This is a genomic window from Microlunatus sp. GCM10028923 (genome assembly GCF_042666975.1).
Classification (GTDB): Bacteria; Actinomycetota; Actinomycetes; order Propionibacteriales; family Propionibacteriaceae; genus Microlunatus.
The window spans coordinates 196,923-220,521 of the sequence record NZ_JBHTFF010000002.1 but is presented as its reverse complement, the minus strand read 5'-3'; the positions used below and the strand labels follow the sequence as shown (position 1 = coordinate 220,521).

General features: G+C 68.9%; 21 protein-coding genes and 1 riboswitch. Of the genes, 10 read left to right on the top strand and 11 right to left on the bottom strand.

Annotated elements, in window-relative coordinates; translation table 11 throughout:
* Positions 1 to 12 precede the first annotated feature (12 nt).
* Positions 13 to 450 (bottom strand): HIT family protein, encoded by a 438-nt coding sequence (locus tag ACFQU4_RS05185; RefSeq protein ID WP_377487750.1) that lies wholly within the window; start codon positions 448 to 450, stop codon positions 13 to 15.
* Between the two features lie 82 nt (positions 451 to 532).
* On the opposite strand from ACFQU4_RS05185, the gene ACFQU4_RS05180 reads away from it, so the two are divergent.
* Together ACFQU4_RS05180 and ACFQU4_RS05175 are read left to right on the top strand one after the other, a co-directional pair.
* Complete coding sequence (locus ACFQU4_RS05180) at positions 533 to 1,105, top strand: DinB family protein (protein ID WP_377487748.1); 573 nt, start codon at positions 533 to 535, stop codon at positions 1,103 to 1,105.
* Positions 1,105 to 2,136, top strand: a complete 1,032-nt coding sequence (locus tag ACFQU4_RS05175) for a hypothetical protein (protein ID WP_377487746.1) — start codon at positions 1,105 to 1,107, stop codon at positions 2,134 to 2,136. The genes ACFQU4_RS05180 and ACFQU4_RS05175 overlap by 1 nt, the downstream gene beginning before the upstream one ends.
* Here the strand turns inward: ACFQU4_RS05175 and ACFQU4_RS05170 are convergent.
* Complete coding sequence (locus ACFQU4_RS05170) at positions 2,096 to 3,064, bottom strand: phosphotransferase enzyme family protein (protein WP_377487744.1); 969 nt, start codon at positions 3,062 to 3,064, stop codon at positions 2,096 to 2,098. The genes ACFQU4_RS05175 and ACFQU4_RS05170 overlap by 41 nt on opposite strands.
* Positions 3,065 to 3,247: 183 nt before the next feature.
* On the opposite strand from ACFQU4_RS05170, the gene ACFQU4_RS05165 reads away from it, so the two are divergent.
* Positions 3,248 to 3,766 carry a hypothetical protein gene (locus ACFQU4_RS05165; protein ID WP_377487742.1) on the top strand — a complete coding sequence of 173 codons (519 nt, stop codon included), beginning with the start codon at positions 3,248 to 3,250 and terminating at the stop codon, positions 3,764 to 3,766.
* A 2-nt stretch (positions 3,767 to 3,768) separates the two neighbouring features.
* Here the strand turns inward: ACFQU4_RS05165 and ACFQU4_RS05160 are convergent, their stop codons facing one another.
* Positions 3,769 to 4,398, bottom strand: coding sequence for a hypothetical protein (locus ACFQU4_RS05160; protein WP_377487740.1), 630 nt, complete (start codon positions 4,396 to 4,398; stop codon positions 3,769 to 3,771).
* A gap of 189 nt (positions 4,399 to 4,587) precedes the next feature.
* On the opposite strand from ACFQU4_RS05160, the gene ACFQU4_RS05155 reads away from it, so the two are divergent.
* Positions 4,588 to 6,312: an ABC transporter ATP-binding protein gene (locus ACFQU4_RS05155; protein ID WP_377487738.1), complete on the top strand. Its 1,725-nt coding sequence runs from the start codon at positions 4,588 to 4,590 to the stop codon at positions 6,310 to 6,312.
* On the opposite strand, the gene ACFQU4_RS05150 is transcribed toward ACFQU4_RS05155, so the two are convergent.
* Positions 6,306 to 8,807: a glycoside hydrolase domain-containing protein gene (locus tag ACFQU4_RS05150; protein WP_377487736.1), complete on the bottom strand. Its 2,502-nt coding sequence runs from the start codon at positions 8,805 to 8,807 to the stop codon at positions 6,306 to 6,308. The two genes, ACFQU4_RS05155 and ACFQU4_RS05150, sit on opposite strands and share 7 nt — an antisense overlap.
* 70 nt (positions 8,808 to 8,877) lie before the next feature.
* Positions 8,878 to 9,204, bottom strand: coding sequence for a hypothetical protein (locus ACFQU4_RS05145; RefSeq protein WP_377487735.1), 327 nt, complete (start codon positions 9,202 to 9,204; stop codon positions 8,878 to 8,880).
* A gap of 113 nt (positions 9,205 to 9,317) precedes the next feature.
* Positions 9,318 to 9,430, top strand: a riboswitch (SAM riboswitch).
* 213 nt (positions 9,431 to 9,643) lie between these two features.
* On the opposite strand from ACFQU4_RS05145, the gene ACFQU4_RS05140 reads away from it, so the two are divergent.
* Together ACFQU4_RS05140 and ACFQU4_RS05135 are read left to right on the top strand one after the other, a co-directional pair.
* The gene (locus tag ACFQU4_RS05140; protein WP_377487734.1) at positions 9,644 to 10,126 is read left to right on the top strand and encodes a cysteine dioxygenase; all 483 of its coding nucleotides are present in this window, start codon (positions 9,644 to 9,646) and stop codon (positions 10,124 to 10,126) included.
* The gene (locus ACFQU4_RS05135) at positions 10,123 to 10,584 is read left to right on the top strand and encodes a rhodanese-like domain-containing protein (RefSeq protein ID WP_377487732.1); all 462 of its coding nucleotides are present in this window, start codon (positions 10,123 to 10,125) and stop codon (positions 10,582 to 10,584) included. Before ACFQU4_RS05140 ends, ACFQU4_RS05135 begins: the two co-directional genes overlap by 4 nt.
* On the opposite strand, the gene ACFQU4_RS05130 is transcribed toward ACFQU4_RS05135, so the two are convergent.
* The 5 genes from ACFQU4_RS05130 to ACFQU4_RS05110 all read right to left on the bottom strand — a co-directional run bounded on the left by ACFQU4_RS05130 (position 10,535) and on the right by ACFQU4_RS05110 (position 16,018).
* Positions 10,535 to 11,716 carry a DUF418 domain-containing protein gene (locus tag ACFQU4_RS05130; RefSeq protein WP_377487730.1) on the bottom strand — a complete coding sequence of 394 codons (1,182 nt, stop codon included), beginning with the start codon at positions 11,714 to 11,716 and terminating at the stop codon, positions 10,535 to 10,537. The genes ACFQU4_RS05135 and ACFQU4_RS05130 overlap by 50 nt on opposite strands.
* A gap of 83 nt (positions 11,717 to 11,799) precedes the next feature.
* The gene (locus tag ACFQU4_RS05125) at positions 11,800 to 12,801 is read right to left on the bottom strand and encodes a LacI family DNA-binding transcriptional regulator (protein WP_377487728.1); all 1,002 of its coding nucleotides are present in this window, start codon (positions 12,799 to 12,801) and stop codon (positions 11,800 to 11,802) included.
* Between the two features lie 15 nt (positions 12,802 to 12,816).
* A complete protein-coding gene (locus ACFQU4_RS05120; RefSeq protein ID WP_377487726.1) occupies positions 12,817 to 13,701 on the bottom strand; it encodes a carbohydrate ABC transporter permease in 885 nt (294 codons plus the stop codon).
* On the bottom strand, positions 13,698 to 14,684 hold the full coding sequence (locus tag ACFQU4_RS05115) for a carbohydrate ABC transporter permease (RefSeq protein ID WP_377487724.1): 987 nt from the start codon (positions 14,682 to 14,684) through the stop codon (positions 13,698 to 13,700). Before ACFQU4_RS05115 ends, ACFQU4_RS05120 begins: the two co-directional genes overlap by 4 nt.
* Entirely contained in the window at positions 14,684 to 16,018 is a 1,335-nt protein-coding gene (locus tag ACFQU4_RS05110) for an ABC transporter substrate-binding protein (RefSeq protein WP_377487722.1), read from the bottom strand. The genes ACFQU4_RS05115 and ACFQU4_RS05110 overlap by 1 nt, the downstream gene beginning before the upstream one ends.
* Positions 16,019 to 16,521: 503 nt before the next feature.
* Between ACFQU4_RS05110 and ACFQU4_RS05105 the strand changes: the two genes are divergently transcribed.
* From ACFQU4_RS05105 to ACFQU4_RS05090, 4 genes are all read left to right on the top strand, one after another.
* Complete coding sequence (locus ACFQU4_RS05105) at positions 16,522 to 18,078, top strand: alpha-N-arabinofuranosidase (RefSeq protein WP_377487720.1); 1,557 nt, start codon at positions 16,522 to 16,524, stop codon at positions 18,076 to 18,078.
* Positions 18,079 to 18,112: 34 nt separating this feature from the next.
* Entirely contained in the window at positions 18,113 to 20,350 is a 2,238-nt protein-coding gene (locus ACFQU4_RS05100; RefSeq protein ID WP_377487718.1) for a family 43 glycosylhydrolase, read from the top strand.
* Between the two features lie 97 nt (positions 20,351 to 20,447).
* On the top strand, positions 20,448 to 21,374 hold the full coding sequence (locus tag ACFQU4_RS05095) for a glycoside hydrolase family 43 protein (protein WP_377487716.1): 927 nt from the start codon (positions 20,448 to 20,450) through the stop codon (positions 21,372 to 21,374).
* Positions 21,375 to 21,396: 22 nt separating this feature from the next.
* Positions 21,397 to 22,713 carry a family 43 glycosylhydrolase gene (locus ACFQU4_RS05090; RefSeq protein ID WP_377487714.1) on the top strand — a complete coding sequence of 439 codons (1,317 nt, stop codon included), beginning with the start codon at positions 21,397 to 21,399 and terminating at the stop codon, positions 22,711 to 22,713.
* 344 nt (positions 22,714 to 23,057) lie between these two features.
* On the opposite strand, the gene ACFQU4_RS05085 is transcribed toward ACFQU4_RS05090, so the two are convergent.
* Complete coding sequence (locus tag ACFQU4_RS05085; protein WP_377487712.1) at positions 23,058 to 23,561, bottom strand: GNAT family N-acetyltransferase; 504 nt, start codon at positions 23,559 to 23,561, stop codon at positions 23,058 to 23,060.
* Between the last annotated feature and the right edge of the window lie 38 nt (positions 23,562 to 23,599).

The window sequence follows — 23,599 nt, the reverse complement described above, 5'->3', positions numbered from 1 at the left end:
GCCGAACCGGCGTCAGGCTTGTGACCCGGGCTCGCGCAGCGCCAGCCGAAGCGTGTCCGGCCAGGAGTCGGCAACCGGGTGACGCGACCTGCCGTTCAGCCAGGTGTCCAGGCCGTCCCCTTCCCAGCGTGGAACGACATGGAAGTGCAGGTGGTCGACGGACTGGCCGGTGCGCGGACCACTGGCATTCAGCACGTTGACCCCTGGCGCAGCCAGGGCGTCGGCCAGGCTCCGGGCCACCCGCTGGACCAGCAGGATGGTCTGCTGCAGCGCCTCGGCTGACGCGTCCTGCACGCCGACGACGTGCTCGGCCGGGATCACCAGCGTGTGCCCGGGAGCGATCCGTCCGGACGGCAACGGCAGCAGCGCGGAGGCATGATCACCGCGGTACAGCCAGGTCGCGGGTTCCTCGTCGCGAAGGAGAGAGCAGAAGACGCACGGTCGGGACACCCCGTCATGATCAGCAGGATCGCCCGCCCGATCAAGGGGATGACCTCGGTGAAAACTTCCTTCGGCGTGAAAGTCTGGGTGCATGGTGTCCACGCCCAAGGACGTATTGAAGGACTACCTGCGGGGCGCTCGAGACGTGCTCCTGTGGAAGCTCGAAGGTCTCTCCGAGCGCGACATGCGGCTGCCCCGGACGCCGACGGGCACCAACCTGCTGGGCATCGTCAAACATGCGTTGAACACCGAGGTGATCTACTTCGGTCCGACCTTCGGTCGCGAGTGGCCCACACCTGACGAGCTCGTCTCGCCCGATGATCTTGATCCGTTGGCCGGTTGGCACGCGACCGAAACCGAGACGGCCGCCGGAATCGTCGACCTCTACCGACGGGTGCAGGCCTTCGCCGACGAGACGATCGATGCACTGCCGTTGGACGCGATCGGCCACGTCGCCCATTGGGGCGACGCGGAGGTCACCCTCCACGCGATCATGGTCCACAAGACTGCGGACCTGCAGCGCCATGCCGGCCACGTCGACATCCTCCGGGAGCAACTCGACGGTCTGGTCGGCTTGCTTCCGGGTCACACCAACCTCCCGGACACCACCGACTGGCCGGCCTACACGAAGCGCTTGACGGCCATCGCCGACAAGTTCCGTTAGTGGTGCATCACCGGGAGTTTGTCGGGGAGGTGTGCGCGGCGTTCGGGCTCGGGGCGCCGCGGTCGATCCGGGCGATCGGGGGCGGGGCGAATCTGGTCTGGCGGCTCGAGTCGGAGGCCGGGATCCAGGTCGTCAAGGAGTTGCCGGCGGACTCGGCCGACGTGCTCGGGCGGGCGGCGGAGTTCGAGCGGGGGGTGTTCGGGGCCGGGGTGGTGCCGATGGCCGAACCGAGGGCGGATCGGGAGGGGCGGCTGCTGCGGCCGATGCGCGGGTCTCGCGGGGAACCGGCGTTGGTACGGGTGCATCGCTCGGTCCAGGGGCGGGAGACCGGGCGGCCGGTGGCTGCGGCGACGGCTCGCGCGGCCGGACGGTCACTGGCCCGTGTTCAGGCGTTCGGGGCAGTCTGGGACGGGGAGGTCGGGTCGTTGCCGGACAGGCGGGTGTGGCTGCGGCCGGACCGGGAGACCTTCGACGCCTTCGCCGGGTCGCGGCCGGAGTTGATCAAGGACGGCTGGGCTGCCCTGGTCGAGGCGGAGGAGCTGGTCTCCGAGTGGGCCGACGGGGCCGAGGATGGGATCTCCACGCACTGTGATCACAAGCCGGAGAACAGTCTTCGGGACGGCGAGAAGTTGATCATTCTGGACTGGGACGAGGCCGGGGCGTGCGATCCGCGGATCGAGGCGGTCGAAGCGGCTGCGCGCTGGGCGTGGGCCGGGAGCGCCGGTCCGGATGCCGGGCATTTCGCCGACTTCGTGGCGGGCTATCGCGACGAGGGTCGACCGTTCGAGCCGCTGCGGCGGGCGGACTGGGCGAAGTGGGTGGCCGGGATCGCGAGCTGGTACGAATTCAAGGCACAACGATCACTGGGTCGGTGGGCGGCCGTCGCGTCGGCCCGGGACGATGAGGCCGAGGCGGCGGCTCAGACGCTCGGCTGGCTCCGGGACACGCTGCGCCGAATCCCGCAGTGGACCACCATGATCAACAACGCGCTCAGTCCAGCGCCGGGCCGAGCTCGGCCCAGCGATCGGTGAAGGGCACGTACGGGCCCGGTTCCAGGAAGGCCCGGGCCCGGTCGTTGCCGTGCCGGTAGATCTCGTCGAACACCCAGTGGCCGTGGAGTTGATCAAGGGAGTAGTTGTCGGCTGCCCGGTCGAGATCGCGCCGGGAAACGTCACGCACGCTGCGGTAGCCGGCCAGCAGTGCCGCCGAGAGGTCCGGGTGGAGGCGGCAGGAGAGATCGAGGGTGCGGACGAGCTCGTTGGCAGGCCAGCGGGTCTCCGTCTTGTCCCAGTCGATCACGTCCGACACCTCGTCGCCGGTGAAGAACAGGTTCGACTCCTGGTAGTCGCCGTGCACGGCCTGCATCGACTCCGTGGGTACGAGGTGCCGGACCGGATCGGGATGGCCGGACAGCCAGTCCAGCTTGGTGCGCAGGTGTTCCTCGGCCCAGCGGTCCGGCTCGCTCCGCACCGGACTCTCCACGACCAGGCTCAGCAGCTCGGACAGTTGATCTTCGGTACGCGAGCGATCCACCGGGGTCGGCGGCCGTGCCGGCGGAGCCGCGGAGCAGTCGGCCAGGGCGAGATGCAGCCGGGCCAAGGTCCGGCCCATCGCTCCGGCCTTGGCGACGGTGAGTTGATCACGGTCCACCTGGGTGCCGCGGGCGTGCGAGAACAGCGAATAGAAGGTTCCGCCGCGGGACACGACCACGTCCCCGGCCGGGGTGCGCAGGGCACTCGGTGTCGGTACGTCTCGGCTGATCGCGTGCGTGATCACCGCATGTTCCCGCTCGATCAGCGACCGGTCGGTCCGGCGGTGCCGCCGCAGCACCACCCGGCGGACGGCGGTCGTCACGACGAAGGTCTCATTCATCGTGCCGCTGGCCGCCCGTTCCACCGAGATCACCGGCTCGAGCTGCCAGGCCGCGAACACCTCCGTCAACGGGTCGCTCTCGATCATGATCAGGCGGCCCCGGCTGGGGCGACGGTGGGGTCCGCGCCGGACCCGGTTCCCGAGATGGTCACCACGGCACGGTACTGCGCCGGCAGCGACTTCTCGCGTTCCGACCCGGCGCGGGTCACCGGCCACTACGCTGTCTGCCCTGATCAGAGCGCCTTCGGCGGAACAGAAAGGTGGTCGGCGATGGAGCTGCCCCAGGGTCTCGAACGGCTACCGGGAGACGGTGACGCGGTCGGGTCGAAGGTGCATCCGGCGTTGGTGGTCCTGCTCTGGGTCGGTGCGGTGCTGCTCGCCGGACTCGGCGTGCTGCTGTTGTTCGTGAAACCGGCCGGTCCACCACGCCCGGGCTCGGAGATCCCGCTCTGGGCGCCGTTGATCTTGATCGGGTTCGGGGTCCTGGTCGGATTGCTGGCCGTCGTTTCCCCGCGCGGGCCCAAGATCGTCATCGACGACGAGGGCGTGCACAGTCGGGCGGTGTTCGGCCGGGCCACGATCCGCTGGGAACCGATGCAGGACGTCGCCCTGAGTCAGCCGCGTGGCAACGCGATCTGGTTCACCGCTCCGGGCGGCATCGTCAAAGGGGGCAAGGTGACCCGGATGAAGCGGATCCCGTTCAACGTCTCCGGTCTCCGGGTCCGGCCGGCCGACCTGCACGCGTACGTCCTCGGCCGCGCCCGCGGTCGTCGTACGCCGGCGAGCTGACCTCACACCGGATCCCGGAACTCCGGCGCGACCCAGGGCTTCGTGAGCCGGATGGACTGGATCACCAGCGGGTGCAGCAGTTCCGGGGACGGGATCGGCTCCGGCGCACCGGCCCGGGCGCGCAACACCCGGGCGGCCAGGTCGAGGACTTGATCATGGACGGTACAGCCGGTCAGCATCAGCACGAAGGAGCGGGCCAGACTGAACCAGGGGCGCTCCGGATCATCGCCGATGATCAACTGCGTCTCCTCGCCGGACCGGCAGTGCAGCGCAGGTCCGGAGGGATCGATCGTGATCTTCCACTCCGGTGCCCGGGCCCGGTAATGATCATGGTACGGATCGTCGGGCGCGACCGCGATCACGTCGCCGAGCCACTGGCCCTGGAACTGGTCGGCCGTGGCGTCGACGATGGTGCCGTCGTCCCGGACGTTCCAGCAGTGCACCCAGCTGATCAGCGAATCCAGCAACAGCAGATAGCCGCACCGCCGCTGCCAGCCGAACTCGGCCTCGAGCGCCTCCGAGACATGTCCGCAGCGGCCGTCGTTCGGCCGGCCGTCCCGGAGCCGCACCTCGGCCCGCACCGCCAGGATGCGGCGGCGGATCTCCGGATCGGTCGGGTCGGCATCGTCCACCCGCTCATCGTCCCGCGGGCACCCGCGTCTGTAAAACGGCTTCCCTCCCGGGGATCGGCGCTGTTAGCGTGCCCTGGTCAGGTGTGAAGGGGGTGACGACCGTGTCCGATCGAGTGACAGCGTTGCCCGAGAGCCGCACCTAGACCCTGACACCGAGCCGGGGCCGCTGCGAAGCGAATCGAGGTCTCGGTGAATCCTTCTCTCCTGCTGCGGCTCTGGCCGCGGCTGATCAGGCAACGGCTCCGGCTGCTCTGCTACCTGGCGGCGTTGCTCCTCGCCGCCGGACTGGCCGTCACGGTCCCGCTCGTCTTCCAACGCCTGGTCGACGACGGGCTGCTGCCGGGCCGGGTCGACACGGCCCTCCGCTGGACCGGCCTTGCGCTCGGCATCAGCGTCCTGGCGGCGGCCGCGAACGCCATCGCCAACGCGACCGGCGCGGAGCTCGGCGCCCGCATCTCCGAACGACTCCGCGCCGAACTCTTCGCGCGGATCCAGACCCAGCCGTACGCCTTCCATGCCCAGTCGAAGGCCGGCGCCGTGGTCTCCCGGCTCACCCGCAGCCCGGTCGAGGCGCAGGGCGTGATCCAGACGATCTTCGGCACCCTGGTCGGGCAGGGCGTCCTGTTGATCACCGCGGTGATCACCCTGGCCCGGATCGATCTGGTCGCGGTCGTCATGGTCCTCGCCATGGTGCCGTTGTTCCTGCTGCCGATGCGGGTGTTCACCCGGCGCCTCTTCGCGGCCGGCCGGGAACAGACCGCGACGACCAGCGAGCTGGAGCACTTCCTCACCGAACGCTGCAACGTCGAGGGCGCCGTGGCCCGGCACCTGTACCAGTCCGGGGTGGCCGAGACCTCGGCGTTCACGGCCCTGATCGCACGGCTGCGGATGATCTTGATCCGTCGCAATCGCACCTTCTACGGCTCCCAGTTCCTCACCACCACCCTGGCCGCGGTCGGCGTCGGGATGGTGTACGGAGCCGGCGCGATCAACGGCGCCTCGGTGGGCCAGGTCGTGGCCATGGCCGCCCTGGTCAAGATGATCTACGACCCGTTGATCATGATCAGCATCCAGGGACTCGGGCTGAGCGGCGGGCTGATCGCGCTGGAGAAGGTCTTCGAACTCCTCGATCTGCCGGCCGAACCGACCACCGCCGGCCGGGCGTTGCCGGGCCCGGCGACCCGGCTGACCTTCGACGGCGTCTGGTTCCGGCACCCGGCTCCGGGCACCGCGACCCTGCCGGACCTGGCCGCCGAGTCGGCCGAACCCGGTGATGATCAGGACTGGGCCGTCACCGACCTGAGCTTCGCCCTGGTGCCGGGCGGGATCACCGCCCTGGTCGGAGCCAGCGGTGCCGGGAAGACCACCACCGCGATGCTCGCCGCCGGCATCCATCGCCCCACCCGGGGCCGGATCATGATCGACGGGCTCGACCTCGCGGAGCTCTCGGCGGCCGGTCGGCACCGGGCGATCGGCATGGTCACCCAGGACGTGTACGTCCTGCACGCCAGCCTCCGGGACAACCTCACCCTGGCCCGGCCCGGCGCCGACGATGATCAACTTCGTCGCGCGCTGGCCCGGGCCCAGCTGGCCGAGCTGGTGGACGGCCTGCCCCAGGGGCTGGACACCGTGGTCGGCGACCGCGGCTTCCGGCTGTCCGGCGGGGAACGTCAGCGGCTGAGCCTGGCCCGGATGTTCCTGGCCCAGCCCGACATCGTGATCTTGGACGAGGCGACGGCGCACCTCGACGCACTGACCGAGGCCGCCCTGCACCGGGCGATCACCGAGGACCTGGCGGGCCGTACGCTGCTGATCATCGCGCACCGGCCGAGCACGATCGAGAACGCCGATCGCACCGTACGGCTCGTCCAGGGACGGCTGTGCCCTTCAGACTCAGGGCGCGGCGGTCAGTAGACCTCGATCTCGTCGATGAAGACGCCGTCGTCCTTCTCCGTGAACGTTCGGGTGAAGGCGATCTTCACGTGCTTGGCATCGACCGGGGCGAAGCGGACCAGGTAGCGATTGCCCGAGGCGTCGTTGGGCCGGGTCAGCCCGCCCCGGTCGGTCCAGGTCGAGCCGTCGGTGCTGGTCAGCACCTGTACGGTGTCCGGACGGTAGCCGGAGTACTCGACGTAGCCCTGGACCGCGACCTCACTCACCTTCTTGGCCGCGGCGAAGTCGAAGGTCACGCTGAAGTCCTTCGTCACGTTCGGCCCGCCCTGGATCAGGTACGGCCGACCGTCGCCGAAGTTGTCGGACACGACCCCGTCCGTGGACTCCCGCAGACTGACGTCGTCGAACACCTTCGGGTCCTTCGGCGGCTCCCACGACTTGTGGTACGTCAGCCCACCGACCAGGTTCGGCCGTCCGACCGGGGCGCCGGCGATCTTGAAATCGACCAGTCCCGGTGCCGCGGCCTTCAACCGGACGTAGCGCGCCTTGGCGTTCAGTCCGACGAACTCCTCGCCGCCCTTGGACCCGGTCCTGGTGCCGGCATCGACCCAGTTCTTCCCGTCGTAGGAGGTCTGGATCGTATAGGCATCCGGATGCGAGTCGCCCCAGGTGACGAAGACCCCGTCCACCTGGTGCTGGGCACCGAGATCGGCAGCCGCACCGGTCTTGATCACGTTCGCCAGGTTCCGGGCCGCCAGCGGCTTGCCCGCGGCCGCGTCCAGGACGAGCGCCCGGATCCGTTCCAGATAGGTGACATCGCCGGTGAAGGTGCCCGGCTTGCTGGCCAGCGCCTTGGCCAGGTCGGTGGCCAGCCCCGGGTGCTTCTGCTTGAGGATCTCGATGACCTCCCAGTCCTCGATGCCGTCCCGCAGCGACTCCAGTCGCAGCGTCCGCTCCAGCAGGTCCTTGTGCTCCTTGTCGACGTTGACCGTCCAGAAGTCGCCCTTCACCTCCTGGTCGTCCATCGAGATGTTCCAGTTGTTGAAGGCCCAGTGCAGATGCCCGTTGGCACCGCGCGCCGCGGCCAGCCAGCCGATCAGGCGCTGGTAGTACTGCGGCTGGTCGACGAACCGGTTGAGGAAGCCGAGGGTCGGGATGTTGCAGTTGTAGAGCCAGAGATCCTTGCCCTCCGCACGCGCCTTGTCCCAGGCGGCCGGGTGGGTCTCGTAGTTGAGCAGGTTGGGGATCACGATGTCCTCGTACGCGCTGACCTCGCTGGCCACACCCTCGTGGAAGGTGGCGTCGCCGATCTTGACCTCGGGCCAGACCGCCTTCACCTTCTCGTAGATGCCGAGCCAGCCCGCCTTGCCGACGGCGCCCTGCGGCTCGTCACCGACGTGCATCCACCAACGGTCGGCCCAACCCTTGGCCTTCACATGATCACGCAGCGCGGCGACGTACTGCTTGATGTACTGGTCGGCCTCGGTGGAGTCCCAGTCGACGTACTTCTTGATCAACTTCCCGTCCGGGCCGGTCGCCAGCGTCTCGACGTCCCACTTCGACCAGTAGCCGGGACCGCCGCCCATCCAAAGGCCCTCGAGCCGGCTGACGGTGCCGCGCTCGGTGAAGAACTCGACCACCTCGTCGACCCGGCTCCAGTCGAAGTGCACCGTGCCGTCGGGATCGACCTTGGTCTTCTCCCCCTGCATGAGCAGGGTGCTCATCGGCAGGGTCAGGTTGTTGTTGCGGTAGTCCTTGCGGATCCGCGCGTAGTCCTCCATCAGCTTCCACCACTCGGGGCTGAACGGGGAGAAGCCGTAATTGGCGAGCATCGTCTCCACCGGCGGCTCCTGATACGAGACCGTACCGAAGAACAACGTCCACTCGACGTCGGTGAAGCCGCTGTCCTTGGCGTCCGGGATGGTCACCGGCCGGACGTTGATCGACATGGGCAGGCTCAGGTTGCCCTGGTCGGTCTCCAGCGTGACGGTGCCGCGATAGACCCCGCCGGCGGCGTCCCGCGGCACGTTGACCCGGACCCAGATCGGCTGGGTCCGGTTCGCGCCGACCTTGATCGACGGCGTGTTCGACAGGCCGTCCGGGAACTCGTCCGGCGCCGGCCGGCTGGGTGCGTAGACGTACTGCTTGCTGCCGTTCTTGTCGAAGACCGAGTTGTGGTTCAGCGAGGTGAACTTGACGAAGTTGTACGTCAGGTTCGACGCCGCGATCGTGTTCCGGCCGGCGGTCAGCGCGCCGAACGAGACCTTCTTGATCGTGAACTCGCGGTCCCAGCGGACCACCACCTGGCCGGCCTCGAACTCGTTCCGGGCCGAGTCCAGGGCGAGCGCCGAGGCGCCGCCGGTGTCGTCCGGCAGCGAATCCGGAAAGACGTGCGTGGACGCGCGCGCTGCCCAGAGCAACGGCTTCGCGGCCGATTGGGCCGCCGGTGCGGTCAGCGCGGTCGCGACACAGGCGACGGCGAGCACCAAGGCGGCGAACAACGGGAACGGCTTCATCGGCTGACTCCCTACAGTCGGTGGAGACCTCATTGTTGGAACCGGCCGAGCACGGCGACAAACAACCCGACTAGACCACTGGCTCCCCCTCCGGCGGCGGGTCGCGATCGGGCCCCGGGTCGATCAGCCGGCGGACGTCTCCGGCGGGCAGCCAGACCCGCTGCCGACGGCGGTCGTGCAGCTCCACCAGGACCACCGGCCGGACCCAGCGGGTGACGTGGCCGCGGACCCACTCCTCCCCGTCGCGCGCCCAGACGACCCGGGCCTCGACCTCGACCCGGGTGTGGTCGCTGAGGTAGCGGGCGGTCTCCCCGGCCGGCCACTCCTCGTTCTCGACCCGCTGTTGCTCCTCCGGAGAGAGCTTCTCCCACCAGAACGAGTCCCTGACGCCTGCCATGGCGTAAGTATCGAACACCTGAGCGATTTTTCCAACCGGGGAGGCGTCCGTGATGTGGGACACAGCGGAACCTGGTTGAATCCGGCGCCGGTCGTCGTGGATCATCGTCCACAGGTCATGAGTGTCAGCGTCAAGCCCCGGCTCGCTGACCGGCAACCCTCGCGGAAGCGGGTGGGGTGCTCCGGGTGAGGACCTGGTCCGGCAGAACGTCGGGCAAGCCACTTCCACGACATGCGGAGGCACGATGATGACGAAGGGAACAGCGGAACCGCTCTGGCGGGATCCCGCGGCGGCGTTCCGCTCCCGGCTCCATGTTGATCTTGCTCGGACGGCGAGTGCCGTCTGTTGTCGAATGCGCTGACCGCGACCTTCGACAACCCCGCCCAGCCCAGTTCACCCGTACGGCGGCCTGAGGCTCGGCCCTGCCCCGAGGATGATCATGTCCGAACTCGATTCCCCGAACCCACACCTGGTCCAGCACGCTCGGATCATCGCGGCGACGCCGCGGCTCTGGCACTCCGCGGTCACGTTCGACCCGGACAGCCGCTTCCGTACCCATCTCCACTCGGCGCCCGACTACGAGGCGTGGCTGCAGACCTGGCTGCCCGGCCAGTCGACCGACTGGCACGACCACGGCGCCGGCAGCGGCGTCATCCTGGTCCTGCAGGGCACGCTGCTGGAGCACCTGGCCTGGGACGATCCGACCCGGCCGGCCCAGATCGATCCCGAGCCGATCACGCACGAGGCCGGTCGGCCGACGGAGTTCGGCCCGTTCCACATCCATCGGCTGGTGAACAGCTCGTCCGATCCGGCGATCAGCCTGCACCTGTATCCGCCGACGCTGGTCGAGGCCAGGCGGTACGCGCGCTACGGCGATCTGCTCGACTCGGTGGACGTACGGCTGGTCGGGGCACCCCGGTGACCCTCTCCGCCGCCGGTACGGTTCTCACCGCGCCACCCGGCCGGATCGCGTCGCGGCTGCCGGCGCTGACCCCGGCCGAGGCCAGGCACGCCTGGGATGCCGGCGCCACCGTGATCGACCTCCGGTCCCCGGCCGAACGGCGGGGCGCCGGCGACCTGCCCGGTGCGTTGCTGCTCGGCGCCGAGCAGGTGGCCGAGCTCGACCTCTCGGACGAGACGACCGTGATCCTGGTCTGCGGCGCCGGCGACCGGTCGAACCGGTTGGCCGAGGTGCTGCACCGGCGCGGACGCGGCAACGTCACCTGGGTCAGCGGCGGCTACCGCGGCTGGCTGGAAGCGATCTGGCGGCAGTGGTCGGAGATGCTGGTCTGCGATCCCGGCACGCCGGCCGGACGCTTCGCGCGCCTGATCACCCACCCGAGCTCCGCGCCGGCTCGGCGACCCGGCGCGGCCGGTTGACCAGCCGGCGGAGCAACCACTCCGCCGGACCGGCCCGGTTCGCGGCCTGCAGGAGGTTGGCCACCAGGGCGGCGACCAGCCAGGCGGTCAGTCCGATCAGCAACGCTCCGGCCGGCCCGACCCGGGCTCCGAACCCGAGGAACGCGGTCGACGACAGCAGGATCAGCGTCGCCTCCATGACGATGTAGCAGGTCAGCGAACGCCGTCCGATCGCGGTCAGCGGCCGGGTCCAGCGCGCGTCGGCGGAGACGTGCCGGCCGATCAGCCCGAAGATCGCGGCGTACGCGAAGCCGCCGGCCAGTCCGGTCGTCACGTGGAGGGCCTGGGCCCACCAGCCGTGGCCGGGCGCGAGCACGCCGGCGCCGACCAGGGCCAGCGGTACCGCGCCGAGGATCGAGACCGGCAGCCCGACGGCGACGATCCGGCGCAGCAGGCCCAGGTTGCGCTCCGGTTCCTCGAGCAACCGCCGGCGGGCGGCCCAGGCGCCGACCAGCACGGCCAGCGCGATCGGGAACAGTGTGACGTTGATGATCACGCCGAACACCCAACTGGTCAGTCGGTACACCAGGTCGGCCGGTGCGTAGCCGAGGTGACCGAGCGCCATCGCCGGAGTCTCCTCGGCCGGACCGGCCGACAACGCGAAGCCGAGCAGGATCGACGTGATCACGGCGACCCCGGCCAGCACGATGATCACCCGGCGCAGGGCCCGGTCGTCGCGGACCAGGACGCCGGCGATCAGCAGCGTGATCACTCCGTACGGGGCGAGGATCTCGACCGGCGTGACCAGCAGGGCCATGCCGAGGCCGAGGATCAGCATCCACCGGCCGCGGCGCCGGACCCGGGCCCGGATCTCGTCGTCCGGTTCGCCGCGCCGTCGCCGGCTCTCGATGATCAACACGAGGCCGTACCCGAGCAGGGCGGCGAACAACGGGAAAGAACGGCTGAAGACGAAGAAGGTCAGGCCGAGGTTGGCCAGCTGGTCGGCCAGGCCGCTGGCCGGCCGGACCCGTTCGTCGACGTTCACCAGCGCCTGGCCGGTGATCAACAACGGCGCGTGGGCGAGCGCGATCAGCAGCAGCATGAAGCCGCGGGCGAGATCAGGGGCGAGCATCCGACCGGGTGAACTGGGCATGACACCAGCCCAGCAGGAGAAGGGATTCCGCACGAGCCCCCGATCGGCCATAACCTCGGTCCGATCGTCCAGAGATCAGGGAACTAGCGGCCCATCGAGCTCTCGCGCAGGCGCAGGGTCCAGGGCACGGCGACGGACTCCGCGGGCCGGTCCGGGTCGGCGATCCGGGCCAGCAGCAGCCGCAGCGCCTCCGCGGCGAGGAACTCGAGGTCGGCGGCGACGGTGGTCAGGGTCGGGTTGCCGAAGCGGCCCTCGGCGATGTCGTCGAAGCCGGCGATGGCGATCCGGCCGGGCACGTCGACCCGGGCCTCGACGCAGGCCCGGACCGCCCCGATCGCCATCAGGTCGTTGAAGCAGAAGACCGCGTCCGGCGGCTCCGGCAGCGCCAGTAGGTGTTCCATCGCCTGTTTGCCGTCGATCCGGTCGTAGTGGGCGACCCCGATCACCAGCTCCGGCCGGTACGGCAGCCCGGCGCCGGCCAGGGCCTGCCGGTAACCCTCCAACCGGACCGACGCGGTGCCGGCCACCGACTCCCGACCGATCGCGGCGATCCGGGTCCGGCCCAGGGAGATCAGGTGGTCGGTCATCGCCCGCGACGCGGCCACCGAGTCGACCGCGACATGATCAAATCCCGGCGGTACGGCCCGCTCGCCGAGCAGCACCAGCGGCAGATCGTCGGCGCGGTCGGCGATCTCGTCGGCGTCGACCGCGAGCGGCGAGAAGATCATCCCGTCGATCACGTGCGACCGCATGCCGTTCAGCACCAGCCGTTCGGCCTCCGGCTCGGCGCCCGTCGCGTCCAGCAGCAGCAGCGAACCGAGCTTCGCTGCCGCAGCGCTGAACCGGGCGCCGAGTTCGGCGAAGTACGGCGAGTCGAGCTGGGGCAACGCCAGCGCGATGAAGCCGGCCCGGCCGTGCTTCAACTGCCGCGCGCTGACGTTGGGCCGGTAGCGCAGCTGCTCGATCGCGGCCTGCACCTTGGCCCGGGTGGCCGGGCTGACGTGTTCGTACTCGTTGACGACGTTCGACGCCGTCTTGACGCTGACCCCGGCCAACTCCGCGACATCCTTCAGCCGGGCAACCATGCCACCCTCCGCGGCTCAGCCCTTGATGCCGCTGGTGGCGACACCCTCGATCACGTAACGCTGGACGAAAGCGTACAAGATCAACACCGGGATGGCGGCGACGGTCGCACCGGCCATCACCACCGGATAGTCGACCGCGAACGCACCGCGCAGGCTGGACAGACCGGCCGGCAGCGTCATCCGTTCCGGTGAGAACAGGACGAAGATCGGCCAGACGAAATCGTTCCAGTTGCCCAGGAACGCCAGCACCCCAAGGGTGACCAGAGCCGGCCGCGAGATGGGAATCACGATCCGGGTCAGGATGGTCCAGGTGTTGGCGCCGTCGATCAGGGCGGTCTCCTCCAGCTCCCGTGGGATGGACAGGAAGAACTGGCGCAGGAAGAACACCCCGAACGCGCCCGCCGCCCCCGGCACCACCAGCGCCAAGATCGTGTCCAGCCACATCAGCCGGTCCATCAGCAGATAGTTCGGCATCAGGAAGACGAAGCCGGGGATGAACATCGTGCCGATCAGGGCCACGAAGATCACGTTCCGGCCGCGGAACTTCATCCTGGCCAGCGCATAGGCGGCCATCGAGGCGATCGCCAGCACGAGCAGCGAGTGCAGGACTGCCGCGACGAGTGAGTTGAACGCCCAGAGCAGGACCGGATTCTGAGCCTCGTTGAAGATGATCTCGAAGGCGCGGAAGGTGATCTCGTCGGGGATGAACGTGATCGGGATCCGGCGGGCGTCCGCCTGGGTGCGGAACGCGGTGAGGAACATCCACAGGATCGGCGCGACGAAGATCAGCGTCAGCAGCACCAGTCCGACCCAGAAGAGCGGACCGTTGCGATCACGGCGATGCGCCCTGCGGTGGGTTCGGACCGGCTGGGTCTGGGTGTCCTTGGTCGTGGTCGTCATGGCTTGCGCTCCCTCAGAGCCAGGAAGTTGATCACGGCGATGATCGCGAGGCAGATCGCCAGGACGTAGCTCATCGCCGACGCGGTGCCCATCTTGAACTCGCGCAGGCCTTCCTGGGTCATCACCATGATCGCGGTACGGGTGCTGTCACCCGGGCCGCCGTTGGTGACCAGGTAGGACTGCCCGAACATGTTGGCGCTGGCCAGAATGGTCGTCGTGATGATGAAGATCATCACCATCCGGAGGCCGGGCAGGGTGATGTGGATGAGCTTGCCCCACCAGCCGGCGCCGTCGATCTCGGCCGCCTCGTACTGCTCGTTCGGGATGCCCTGGATGCCGGCCAGGTAGATCACCGTGTTGAAGCCGAGGGTCCACCAGACCGTCATCCCGACGAGCGCCACCCAGGCCCACGGCTGGGTCTGGGTCCAGCCGATCGGCTCGTACGGAGCCAGCGGCAGCACGACGTCGAGCAGCCGGTAGAAGAACTCGAACACGGCGTTGATCAAGCCGAAGTCGGTTTCCAGCAGGTAGTTGAACAACACACCGACGACGGCGATGCCGAGCACGAACGGGGCGAAGATCATCGCCCGGAAGAACGTCCGGGCCGGGAACCGGCGGTTCAGCAGCAGCGCCACGGCGAGCGGGATCACCACCAGGAACGGCACGCTGGCCACGGTGAAGATCCCCGTGTTCGACATGCCGACCCAGAACCGTTCCGAGATCACCGACTCGGGATCGAACAGGTCGATGTAGTTCTGCGCGCCGACGAACGGCCGCTGCGGCAGCAGGTAGTCCCAGTCGTGCAGGCTGATCCAGACGCCGAAGATCGCCGGACCGATGACGAACGTGAGAAGCAGCAGGACGTACGGCGCGCACAACGCGTACGGCGTCAGCGGGTGATGCAGCCGAAGCTTGCCGCGCCGGCTCTGCTGGGCCCCTGCTCCCGTCCCGGTTTTCGCCTTCTCCTGGACGGTGGCGCTCATCAGCCGTACTTCTTCTTGTTCGACTCGAGCAGCTTGTTGCCCTTATTTGCGGCCTCGGCGAGCGCGTCGGGGATCGGCTTCCGCCCGAGCATGGCGTTGCTGACGCCCGGCCCCCACTCCTCCATCACGTCGGAGATGCCCGGCACCGGCGGAACGAACCTGAGGTAGTCGACCTGCTTGGCGAACTCGTTCACGTTGGTGAGCTTCGCGAACTCGGGCAGCTCACGCACCGAGTTGCGGGCCGGCACCATGCCGGCGCCCGCCCAGGCGATCGACTGCTGGGAGATCCAGTTGACGAAGAAGCGGGCGGCCTTGGTCTTGTTCTCGTCCGCCTTCTGCTGCCGGGGCAGCACGAACTGGTGCGAGCCGGACCAGGTGAACTGCTGCCCGCCGATCACCGGGATCGGGGCACAGCCCCACTTGAGCTTCTTGTTCTCGCTCAGCGGCGTGGTCATCCACGGCCCGTTGATCATGAACGCGCCCTTGTCGTTGTTCAGCGACACCTGATCACCGTCGCCGGCGGAGTTCTTCGGGCTGTAGCCGTTGTCGATCAAGGACTTGAGCCAGCTGATGGCCTGGACCGCCGGTTCGTCACCGAAGCCGACCGCGGAACCGTCGTCGGCGACCATGTTGCCGCCGAACTGGTAGACCAACGACTGCGACAACAGTCCACCGGCACTGAGTGCGGAGACCCAGAAGCCTTGCACACCCTTGGACTTGCACTGGTCCAAGATCGCCATGAACTCGTCTTCGTTGGTCGGCGGCTTCTCCGGATCGGCGCCGACCTTCTCGAGCACGGTCTTGTTGTAGTAGAGCCCGGCCGGGTGCACGTCGAGCGGGATGCCGTAACGCTGCCCGTTGTACATGCCGCCCTGCCAGGCCAGCGGGATGAAGTCCGCTTCGGTGAGATTCAGGGCGGTGGCCACGTCGTCCAGCGGCTGGATCACCTGTCGGGCGGCGTTGGTCGCCAGGGTGTCGGCGTGCATGATGCCGACGTCGGGGCCCTTGCCGGTGCTGACCGCCGCCGGCAGCTTCTGGTAGTACTCCGCCCACTCGATCGTCGTGGTGGTGATCTTGATGTTCGGGTTCTCTTTGGTGAACGTGTCCGTCAGCTTGCGCATGATCGGGCCGTCGCCACCGGTCAGGCCGTTCCAGTACGCGAGCGTCACCGGCGGGCCGTCGTAGCCACTGGCACCGCCGTCGCCGCTGGGCGGCGCCTGCTGGCCGGGCCGGCCGGCCGAACCCGGGCCGCAGGCGGTCAGCCCGAGGGCCGCCGCGCCGATCGCGCCGCCGAGCAGGCCACGTCGACTGATTGATCCTGAGGGCCCGCTCATGCGGGGAATGTTGGAACCGAACGGGTTGGCCTTCGCCATGTCTTCCTCCCTGAAGCATGTGAACCCGGGCGATGATCGTCGAACACGCCGTGCGACAGCTGCGTGCCGGCGGTCCCCGCGGCAGGCCGGCCAGCAATGATCACCCGGACTTACAACGATTACTCGGGACCATACCTGGCACCCCATCCGGCCGCAACGGTCCGCACCGAGCCTCCTGACGGCCGAACCTGGGACGGCCGACCGATCCGATCCGCACCGAATCGCCACCGGAACCGCGGTGTCGTCAGGAATAGGGCTCTGACCTGCGGTTTCACGACGGTAGAGACGGCGGATCGACCCGGACGATCCTCTCTTTGGACCTTTACAACGATTACGAATCGGGCCTCAGTGGCCTTGATGAAGCGTTCCGGCGCCGCGAAACGGATCTTTACAACGGTTAACCCCGGCTGTGAGAATGACGCCCTGGTGGCCGCCATCGGGCGGGCCGGGTTCGAGGAGGAACGTTGACCGATCACCAGCAGCCAGGCGGAGTCACCGGGGCACCGGTGCCGGCACGGATCAAGATCGATCCGGACTTCCGGGTCGGTCCGCTGAACCGGCGGATCTTCGGCTCCTTCGTCGAGCATCTCGGCCGGTGCGTGTACACCGGGATCTACGAACCGGATCACCCGACCGCCGACGAGTACGGCTTCCGTGCCGACGTCGCGGACCTGGTCCGCGAACTGGGCCCGACGATCATCCGCTACCCGGGCGGCAACTTCGTCTCCAACTACCAGTGGGAGGACGGTGTCGGCCCGCGCTCGGAGCGGCCGGTGCGGCTCGACCTGGCCTGGAAGACGATCGAGACCAACCAGGTCGGCACCGACGAGTTCCTGCAGTGGTGCCAGCGACTTGATCTTGAACCGATGATGGCGGTCAACCTCGGCACCCGCGGGATCACCGAGGCCAGCGAGTTGCTGCAGTACTGCAACGCCGAGGGTGGCATCGAGCTCGCCGACCGGCGGGCCAAGAACGGGCATGCGGACCCGTACGACGTGCGGGTGTGGTGCCTCGGCAACGAGATGGACGGCCCGTGGCAGATGGGCTTCAAGACGCCGGAGGAGTATGCCCGGCTGGCCGAGGAGACCGCCCGGGCGATGAAGCGGTTCGACGAGAAGCTCGAGCTCGTCGCCTGTGGTTCGTCGAACCGCTCGATGCCGACCTTCGGCAGCTGGGAGCGGATCGTGCTGGACCGCTGCATCGACCTGGTCGATCACATCTCGGCGCACGCCTACTACGAGCCGATCGACGGCGATCATGACTCGTTCCTGGCCAGCGCCGAGGACATGGACCGCTTTATCTCCTCGGTGGTGGCGACCGCCGATCACGTTGCGGCCGCGCGCAAGTCGGACAAGAAGATCATGGTCAGCTTCGACGAGTGGAACGTCTGGTTCCAGAAGCGCTGGGAGGGCGAGCAGAAGCTCGAGATCCGGGAGACCTCGGCGCTGATCGAGGACGTCTACGACGTCGAGGACGCGGTCGTCATCGGCAGCCTGCTGATCGAGTTGATGCGGCACACCGACCGGGTCGCCATCGCCTGCCAGGCCCAACTGGTGAACGTGATCGCCCCGATCCTGACCGCGCCCGGCGGAGCCGCCTGGCGGCAGACGATCTTCCACCCGTTCGCGCTGACGGCGAAGTACGCCCACGGCGTCGTGCTGAACCCCGCGGTCAGCGGACCCGGCATCGACACCGACCGGTACGGCGAGGTCGGCGCGCTGCAGGCGACCACGGTGTGGAACGCCGACGCGGGGGAGTTGGTGATCTTCGCGGTGAACCGGGACCGGGTCCGTGATCTCGACCTGACCGTCGACCTCGGCGCCTTTGCCGATCTTCGGATCGTCGAGCACCTGCACATCGCCGACGACGACCGTCGCGCCCACAACTCGCCCGAGCAGCCGAACCGGGTTGTTCCGAAGCCGGGCACCTCGACCTTGAGCGACGGGCGCCTGACCGGCGTCCTGCCCGCCGCCTCCTGGCACTGCATCCGCATCGCCACCAGCACTCGCTCCGAGGGCTGACCTGCCCCTTTTTCGAACGCCGAGGAGATCAACGATGATCAGACCCCGCTCGACCCATCCACTTCGAACCCTCTTGATCATGGCCGCCACGGCGGCCATGATCGCCGGGCTCGCCCTGGCCGGCCCGGCCGCGGCGGAGGAGGCCAAGCCCGGCCGCTTCACGAACGCGATCAGCGAAAGCTTCGCCGACACCTTCGCCGATCCGTCGGTGATCTTGGGCAAGGACGGCTGGTGGTACGCGTACTCGACCGCCGACCCGCTCCGCTCCGGCGACCCGTCGGGGATCATGCACATCGCCCGGACCAAGGACTGGATCACCTGGGACTACCAGGGCACGGTCTTCAACGAGTCGAACCGGCCCTCCTGGGCAGCGCCGAACTCGTTCCTGTGGGCGCCGGACATCCGTTACATCCAAGGCAAGTACGTGCTCTACTACACGGTGATCGACACCGTGCTGAACGCGGGCGAGGACGAGGCGATCGGCGTCGCGACGGCGCCGACCCCGACCGGACCGTGGACGCCGACCGATGCACCGGTGATCGCGCCGCGGGCGAGTGGCGGCACCTTCCTGGGCACCATCGACCCGGCCGGCTTCACCGACGTGAACGGCGACTCCTACCTCTACTTCGGCGGCTACCACGGTGGCATCTGGGCCAGCAAGGTCAGCGCCGACGGACTGACCGCGACCGGTGAGCTGACCCAGGTCGCGATCGACAACCGCTACGAGGGCGGCTACGTCGTCCGGCGCGGCGGCTGGTACTACCTGATGGGTTCGTCGGCGAACTGCTGTGCCGGCCCGACCACCGGCTACACCGTGTTCGCCGGCCGGTCGAAGAGCCCGCTCGGCCCGTTCGTCGACGCCGACGGGATCCCGCTGCTCGACTCGCACGTCGGCGGCACGACCATGATCACCCAGAACGGCAACCGCTGGATCGGCGCCGGTCACCACGCGATCGCCACCGACGCCGAGGGCCGGGACTGGATCGTCTACCACGCGATCGACCGGAACGAGCCCTGGCTGAACAACCCGTTCGGGATCAACCGGCGGCCGATGCTGCTGGACCGGATCGACTGGATCGACGGCTGGCCACGGGCCCGGGCCGGGGCCGGGCCGAGCGACGGTCCGCAACCCGCGCCGGTGACCACCTCGGGGCTCGGGATCGTCGCCCGCGACCCGGCCGCCGACGGCTTCCTCGGGCTGCGTCGCGGCCCGGAAGATGATCAAGCAGGCGCGACCGCCTTGCTGGACGGGGGAGCGCGGACCAAGGCCGACGCGCCCCGGTCGAAGGCCCGGGTGCGGTTCGATTTCCGTACCGACGAAGAGTTCTCGGTGGTGCTCGGAGCCGGCGCGCATCGGGTGGTGGTGTCGGTCGAACCGGGCGACGAACTCCGCGTGGTGGCCGGCCGGAGCACCGGTTCGGCGAAGCTGACCGAGTCCGACACCTGGCGGACCGTGATCATCGAGGTCGACGGAGAACGGGTGACGGCGTCGGTCGGCGAGTCCGACCTGGCCGACCCCGGCGCCGAGGTACGGCTGACCGCGCGGGACCTGCGACTGCCGGCGGCGCCGGTGATCCTGGCCGGCGACGCGGTGATCGACAACCTCACCGTACGGGCGGTTGCGGAGCAGGCCCGCAGCCTGGTGCCGACCCCGCAGACCGGCCGGCTGCTCTGGTCCGACGAGTTCGACGACGACGCCCTGGCCGGCTGGAACTGGCTCCGCGAGGACCCGGCCGCCAAGATCAACAGCGGGACGTTCGACTGGCCGGTCCAGGCCGGTGACCTGGTCGGAACCAGCAACCAGGCGGGCGCCCTGTTGCGTACCGCTCCGAAGGGTCCGTGGATCGTCGAGACGAAGCTCGAACTCGATCTCGGTGCCGACACGGTCCGCAACTACCAGCAGGCCGGCCTGGTGGTCTATCGCAACGACAACGACCTGGCCCGGCTCTGCAGCGTCGCGATCTGGAACACCCGGCAGGTCGAATACGGGCGGGAGCTGGTCGGCAACGCCGAGGGCCGGCTGTCGTACGGGGCGGCCATGATCGGCACCCCGGCGAAGACGACCTGGCTCCGGCTCGCGTACCAGCAGAACGCGGCTGGCGAGCACCTCTACCGGGCGGCCAGCTCGAGGGACGGCCGGAACTGGACCTGGGGTGCCACCTGGGCGCTGCCGGCCGGCGAGGCACCCAAGATCGGCCTGGTCGCCCACGGCGGCGCCAGCCCGGCCACCGTCGCCTCGTTCGACTACCTGCGGTTCTATGCCGTGGGCTGAGTTCCGCCGCGCGATCCCGGCCATGATCATCACGGGAGTGTTGATCATGGCCGGGTGCACGAACACGCAACGACCGATCGATACTGAGGAGTCACCGGTGGGTTTCACCAACCCGGTCTACGCCAGCAACTTCCCCGATCCGCTGATCTTGACCGGGCCGGACGGTGGCCCCGCCGAGGACGGCAGGTACTGGGCCTACGCCACCAACGGCAACGGGGCCAACGTGCAGACGCTGACCAGCACGGATCTGATCACCTGGGAACAGGGCCCGGACGCGCTGCCGCAGCTGCCGGACTGGAGCACTCCCGGCAAGGTGTGGGCGCCGGAGGTGATCAGGCACTCGGACGGCCGCTACCTGATGTACTACACGACCCGGGCGCCGGACCCGAGCCACCAGTGCGTCGGCCTGGCGATCGGTGACGCCCCCGGCGGCCCGTTCGTCGATGATCATGACGGGCCGCTGATCTGCGAGTCCGATCAGGGCGGCAGCATCGACGCGCACCCGTACGTCGACCGGGACGGGAATCGCTACCTGTACTGGAAGAACGACGGCAACCACGTCGGTGTGGACAGCTACATCTCGGTGCAGCGGCTGGACGAGACCGGCACCGAGCTCGTCGGTGAACCCCGGCAGCTGTTCAAGCAGGACCAGCCGTGGGAGGGACCGCTGGTCGAGGGACCGTTCCTGTGGGAGCGGGACGGCACCTACGTCATGTTCTACTCCGGCAACGGCTTCACCTCGCCGGACTACGCCGTCGGCATCGCGACCGCCGACAACCCGCTCGGGCCGTTCACCAAGCAGCCGGAGCCGATCCTGGTCGGCAACGACGTCGCCGCCGGACCGGGCCACAACGCCTTGTTCGCCAAGGATGGCCGGGTCTGGATGGTCTATCACGGCTGGGCCCCGGACGCCGTCGGCGAATCGATTCCGGGCCGGATGATGTGGCTCAGCGAGGTCACCTTCGGCGACGACGGCACCGTGACCGTCGAACCGCCCCGTACCGACTACCCGATCCGCCCCTGACCACCATCGCGAGGAGATGATCATGCGCATCCGTACCGCAGCCATCGCCGGAGCGGCCCTCTGTCTGGCCGCGACGTTGCTTCCGGCGAGTCCCGCCCACGCCGCCGGCACCGTCGCCCCGGCGGTCCAGATCAACCGCGACTTCCCCGATCCCGACATCGTCTTCGACGGCACCACCTGGCACGCGTACGCCACCAGTTCGGGAGGGATCGGCACCGTTCCGCACGCCACCGCGCCGGGCCCGGCCGGACCGTGGACCGTGGTCGGTAACGCCCTTGATCACAAGCCGGCCTGGGCCCGGGCCAACCACGGCTTCTGGGCACCGGACGTCTCCCAGCGGCCCGACGGCAGCTGGCTGCTCTACTTCACCGGGCGGCACACGGCCAGCGGCCGGATGTGTCTCGGCGCCGCGACGGCCGCGAGCCCGAACGGCCCGTTCGTGCCGACCAGCGAGGACACTCCGCTGGTCTGCAACGCGGACGAGGGCGGCGACATCGACCCGTCCAGCTTCGTCGACAGCGACGGGAAGCGTTACCTGCTGTACAAGAACGACGGCAACGCGGTGCAGCAGCCGGCCATCCTCTGGCTGCAGGAGGTGGACGCGACCGGCCTCAACTTCATCGGCGACCGGACCGAACTGCTCCGCAACAGCGCGCCGACCGACCAGGGCGTGATCGAGGCGCCGACCCTGGTGAAACGACCGGAGGGGTATGTCCTCTTCTTCTCCGCCGGCGTCTATACGAAGGGCACGTACCACACGAGCTATGCGCGGTCGGCGACCCTGCGAGGGACCTACACCCGGGCCTACCGGCCCCTGCTCACCACCGAGACGGTGGACGGTGCCGTGAACGGACCCGGCGGCCAGGACGTGATCGACAACCGGATCTGGTTCCACGGCCACCTCGCCCAGGGCGGCCGCGGAATGTACACCGCCAAGCTCGGCTGGTTCGGCGGCAACCCGGTCATGCGCGGCTCCCGGGTCCGGTACGAGGCCGAACGCGGCAAGCTCAACGACTGCGTCGTCCGGGCGTCGTCGACCGCCTCCGAGGGCGAGGTCGTCGCCAAGATCGACAACCCGACCTCGTGGGTCGAGTCCACCGTGCACGTGCCGGTCGGCGGCGACTACACCGTTCACATCAGCTACGCCGCCGGGTACGGGGACGCCAGCCAGGCCCTGTCGGTCAACGGTGCGAAGCCGGTCACCGTGAACTATCCGGACCGCGGCTGGGAGAACTGGACCGAGGTGTCGGTCAACGTCCGGCTCAGGGAAGGGGCCAACACCCTTCGACTGACGCACCTCAGCCGGTGGGCCGAGATCGATCAACTCGAGGTTGCCTAGTCGAGAGGGACGGGACCCTCGTTGGGACTCTTGGGGGTGTGTGCGCGGACAACCATCCGCCCGCGGTGATCTTGGGCGCTGCTGCCGCGGCTCTGCGTCGCGGGCTCCCGCCAGGCCCGTCCACGTCCGCGCACACACCCCCAAGAGTCCCGCTTCCGGTCGTTGGCCCGTGGGGGAACGGACCAGAGCCGAGCGGTGAGGTGGTGGCGCCGACTGCTGAACCGATCGCGCACGTGGTGCCGAGGGGTAGGCGTCGTCGTGTCCGAATCCACGGGTGGCGGGTTCGGCTCACGGCGGTGCTGTCGTCAAACTCCTCAGTTCAACATTCCATCCGGTATTGACGTCTAGCGCTCCGTCTGTGGAGGAATGGCGACAGCCACCTCCGGGTCGTCGCCTACGGGGAGGAACAACCGCACGTCGTCGTAGCTGGTGTCCCGATCGCGGAGGCCTGCGGGGAACCGTGCCCATTCGGTGAAACCGAGGCCGCGATAGGCGTTCTCGGCATGCGTACCACCACGGACGCCGAGCTCGAGCGTCTCCGACGACCACTCGGCGCGGGCGAAGGCGGCACAGCCCGCCACCAGCTTTCTGGCCACCCCGGTGCCTCGGTGATCGACTCTGATGACGAACCCACCGATCTCGGCCCGGTGCCGCTCCATCCGGTGCCGGTGCCGGGTCAGGGTGCAGGTGCCGATCACGATGTCGTCCTGGTCGGTTGCCACGAGGAGCACCCGGTCCGGCCCCTGCGGCGGATCAAGCCACCCACGCACGACGTCGACCGGTGTGCCCGAGAAGCACGCTTGCTGGAGTGCCTCCGCATCGTCAGCCCTGCCCACGCGAATCGCCACCACGGCAGGCTAGACGGGCCGCCGGCTCTCTCTCGCCC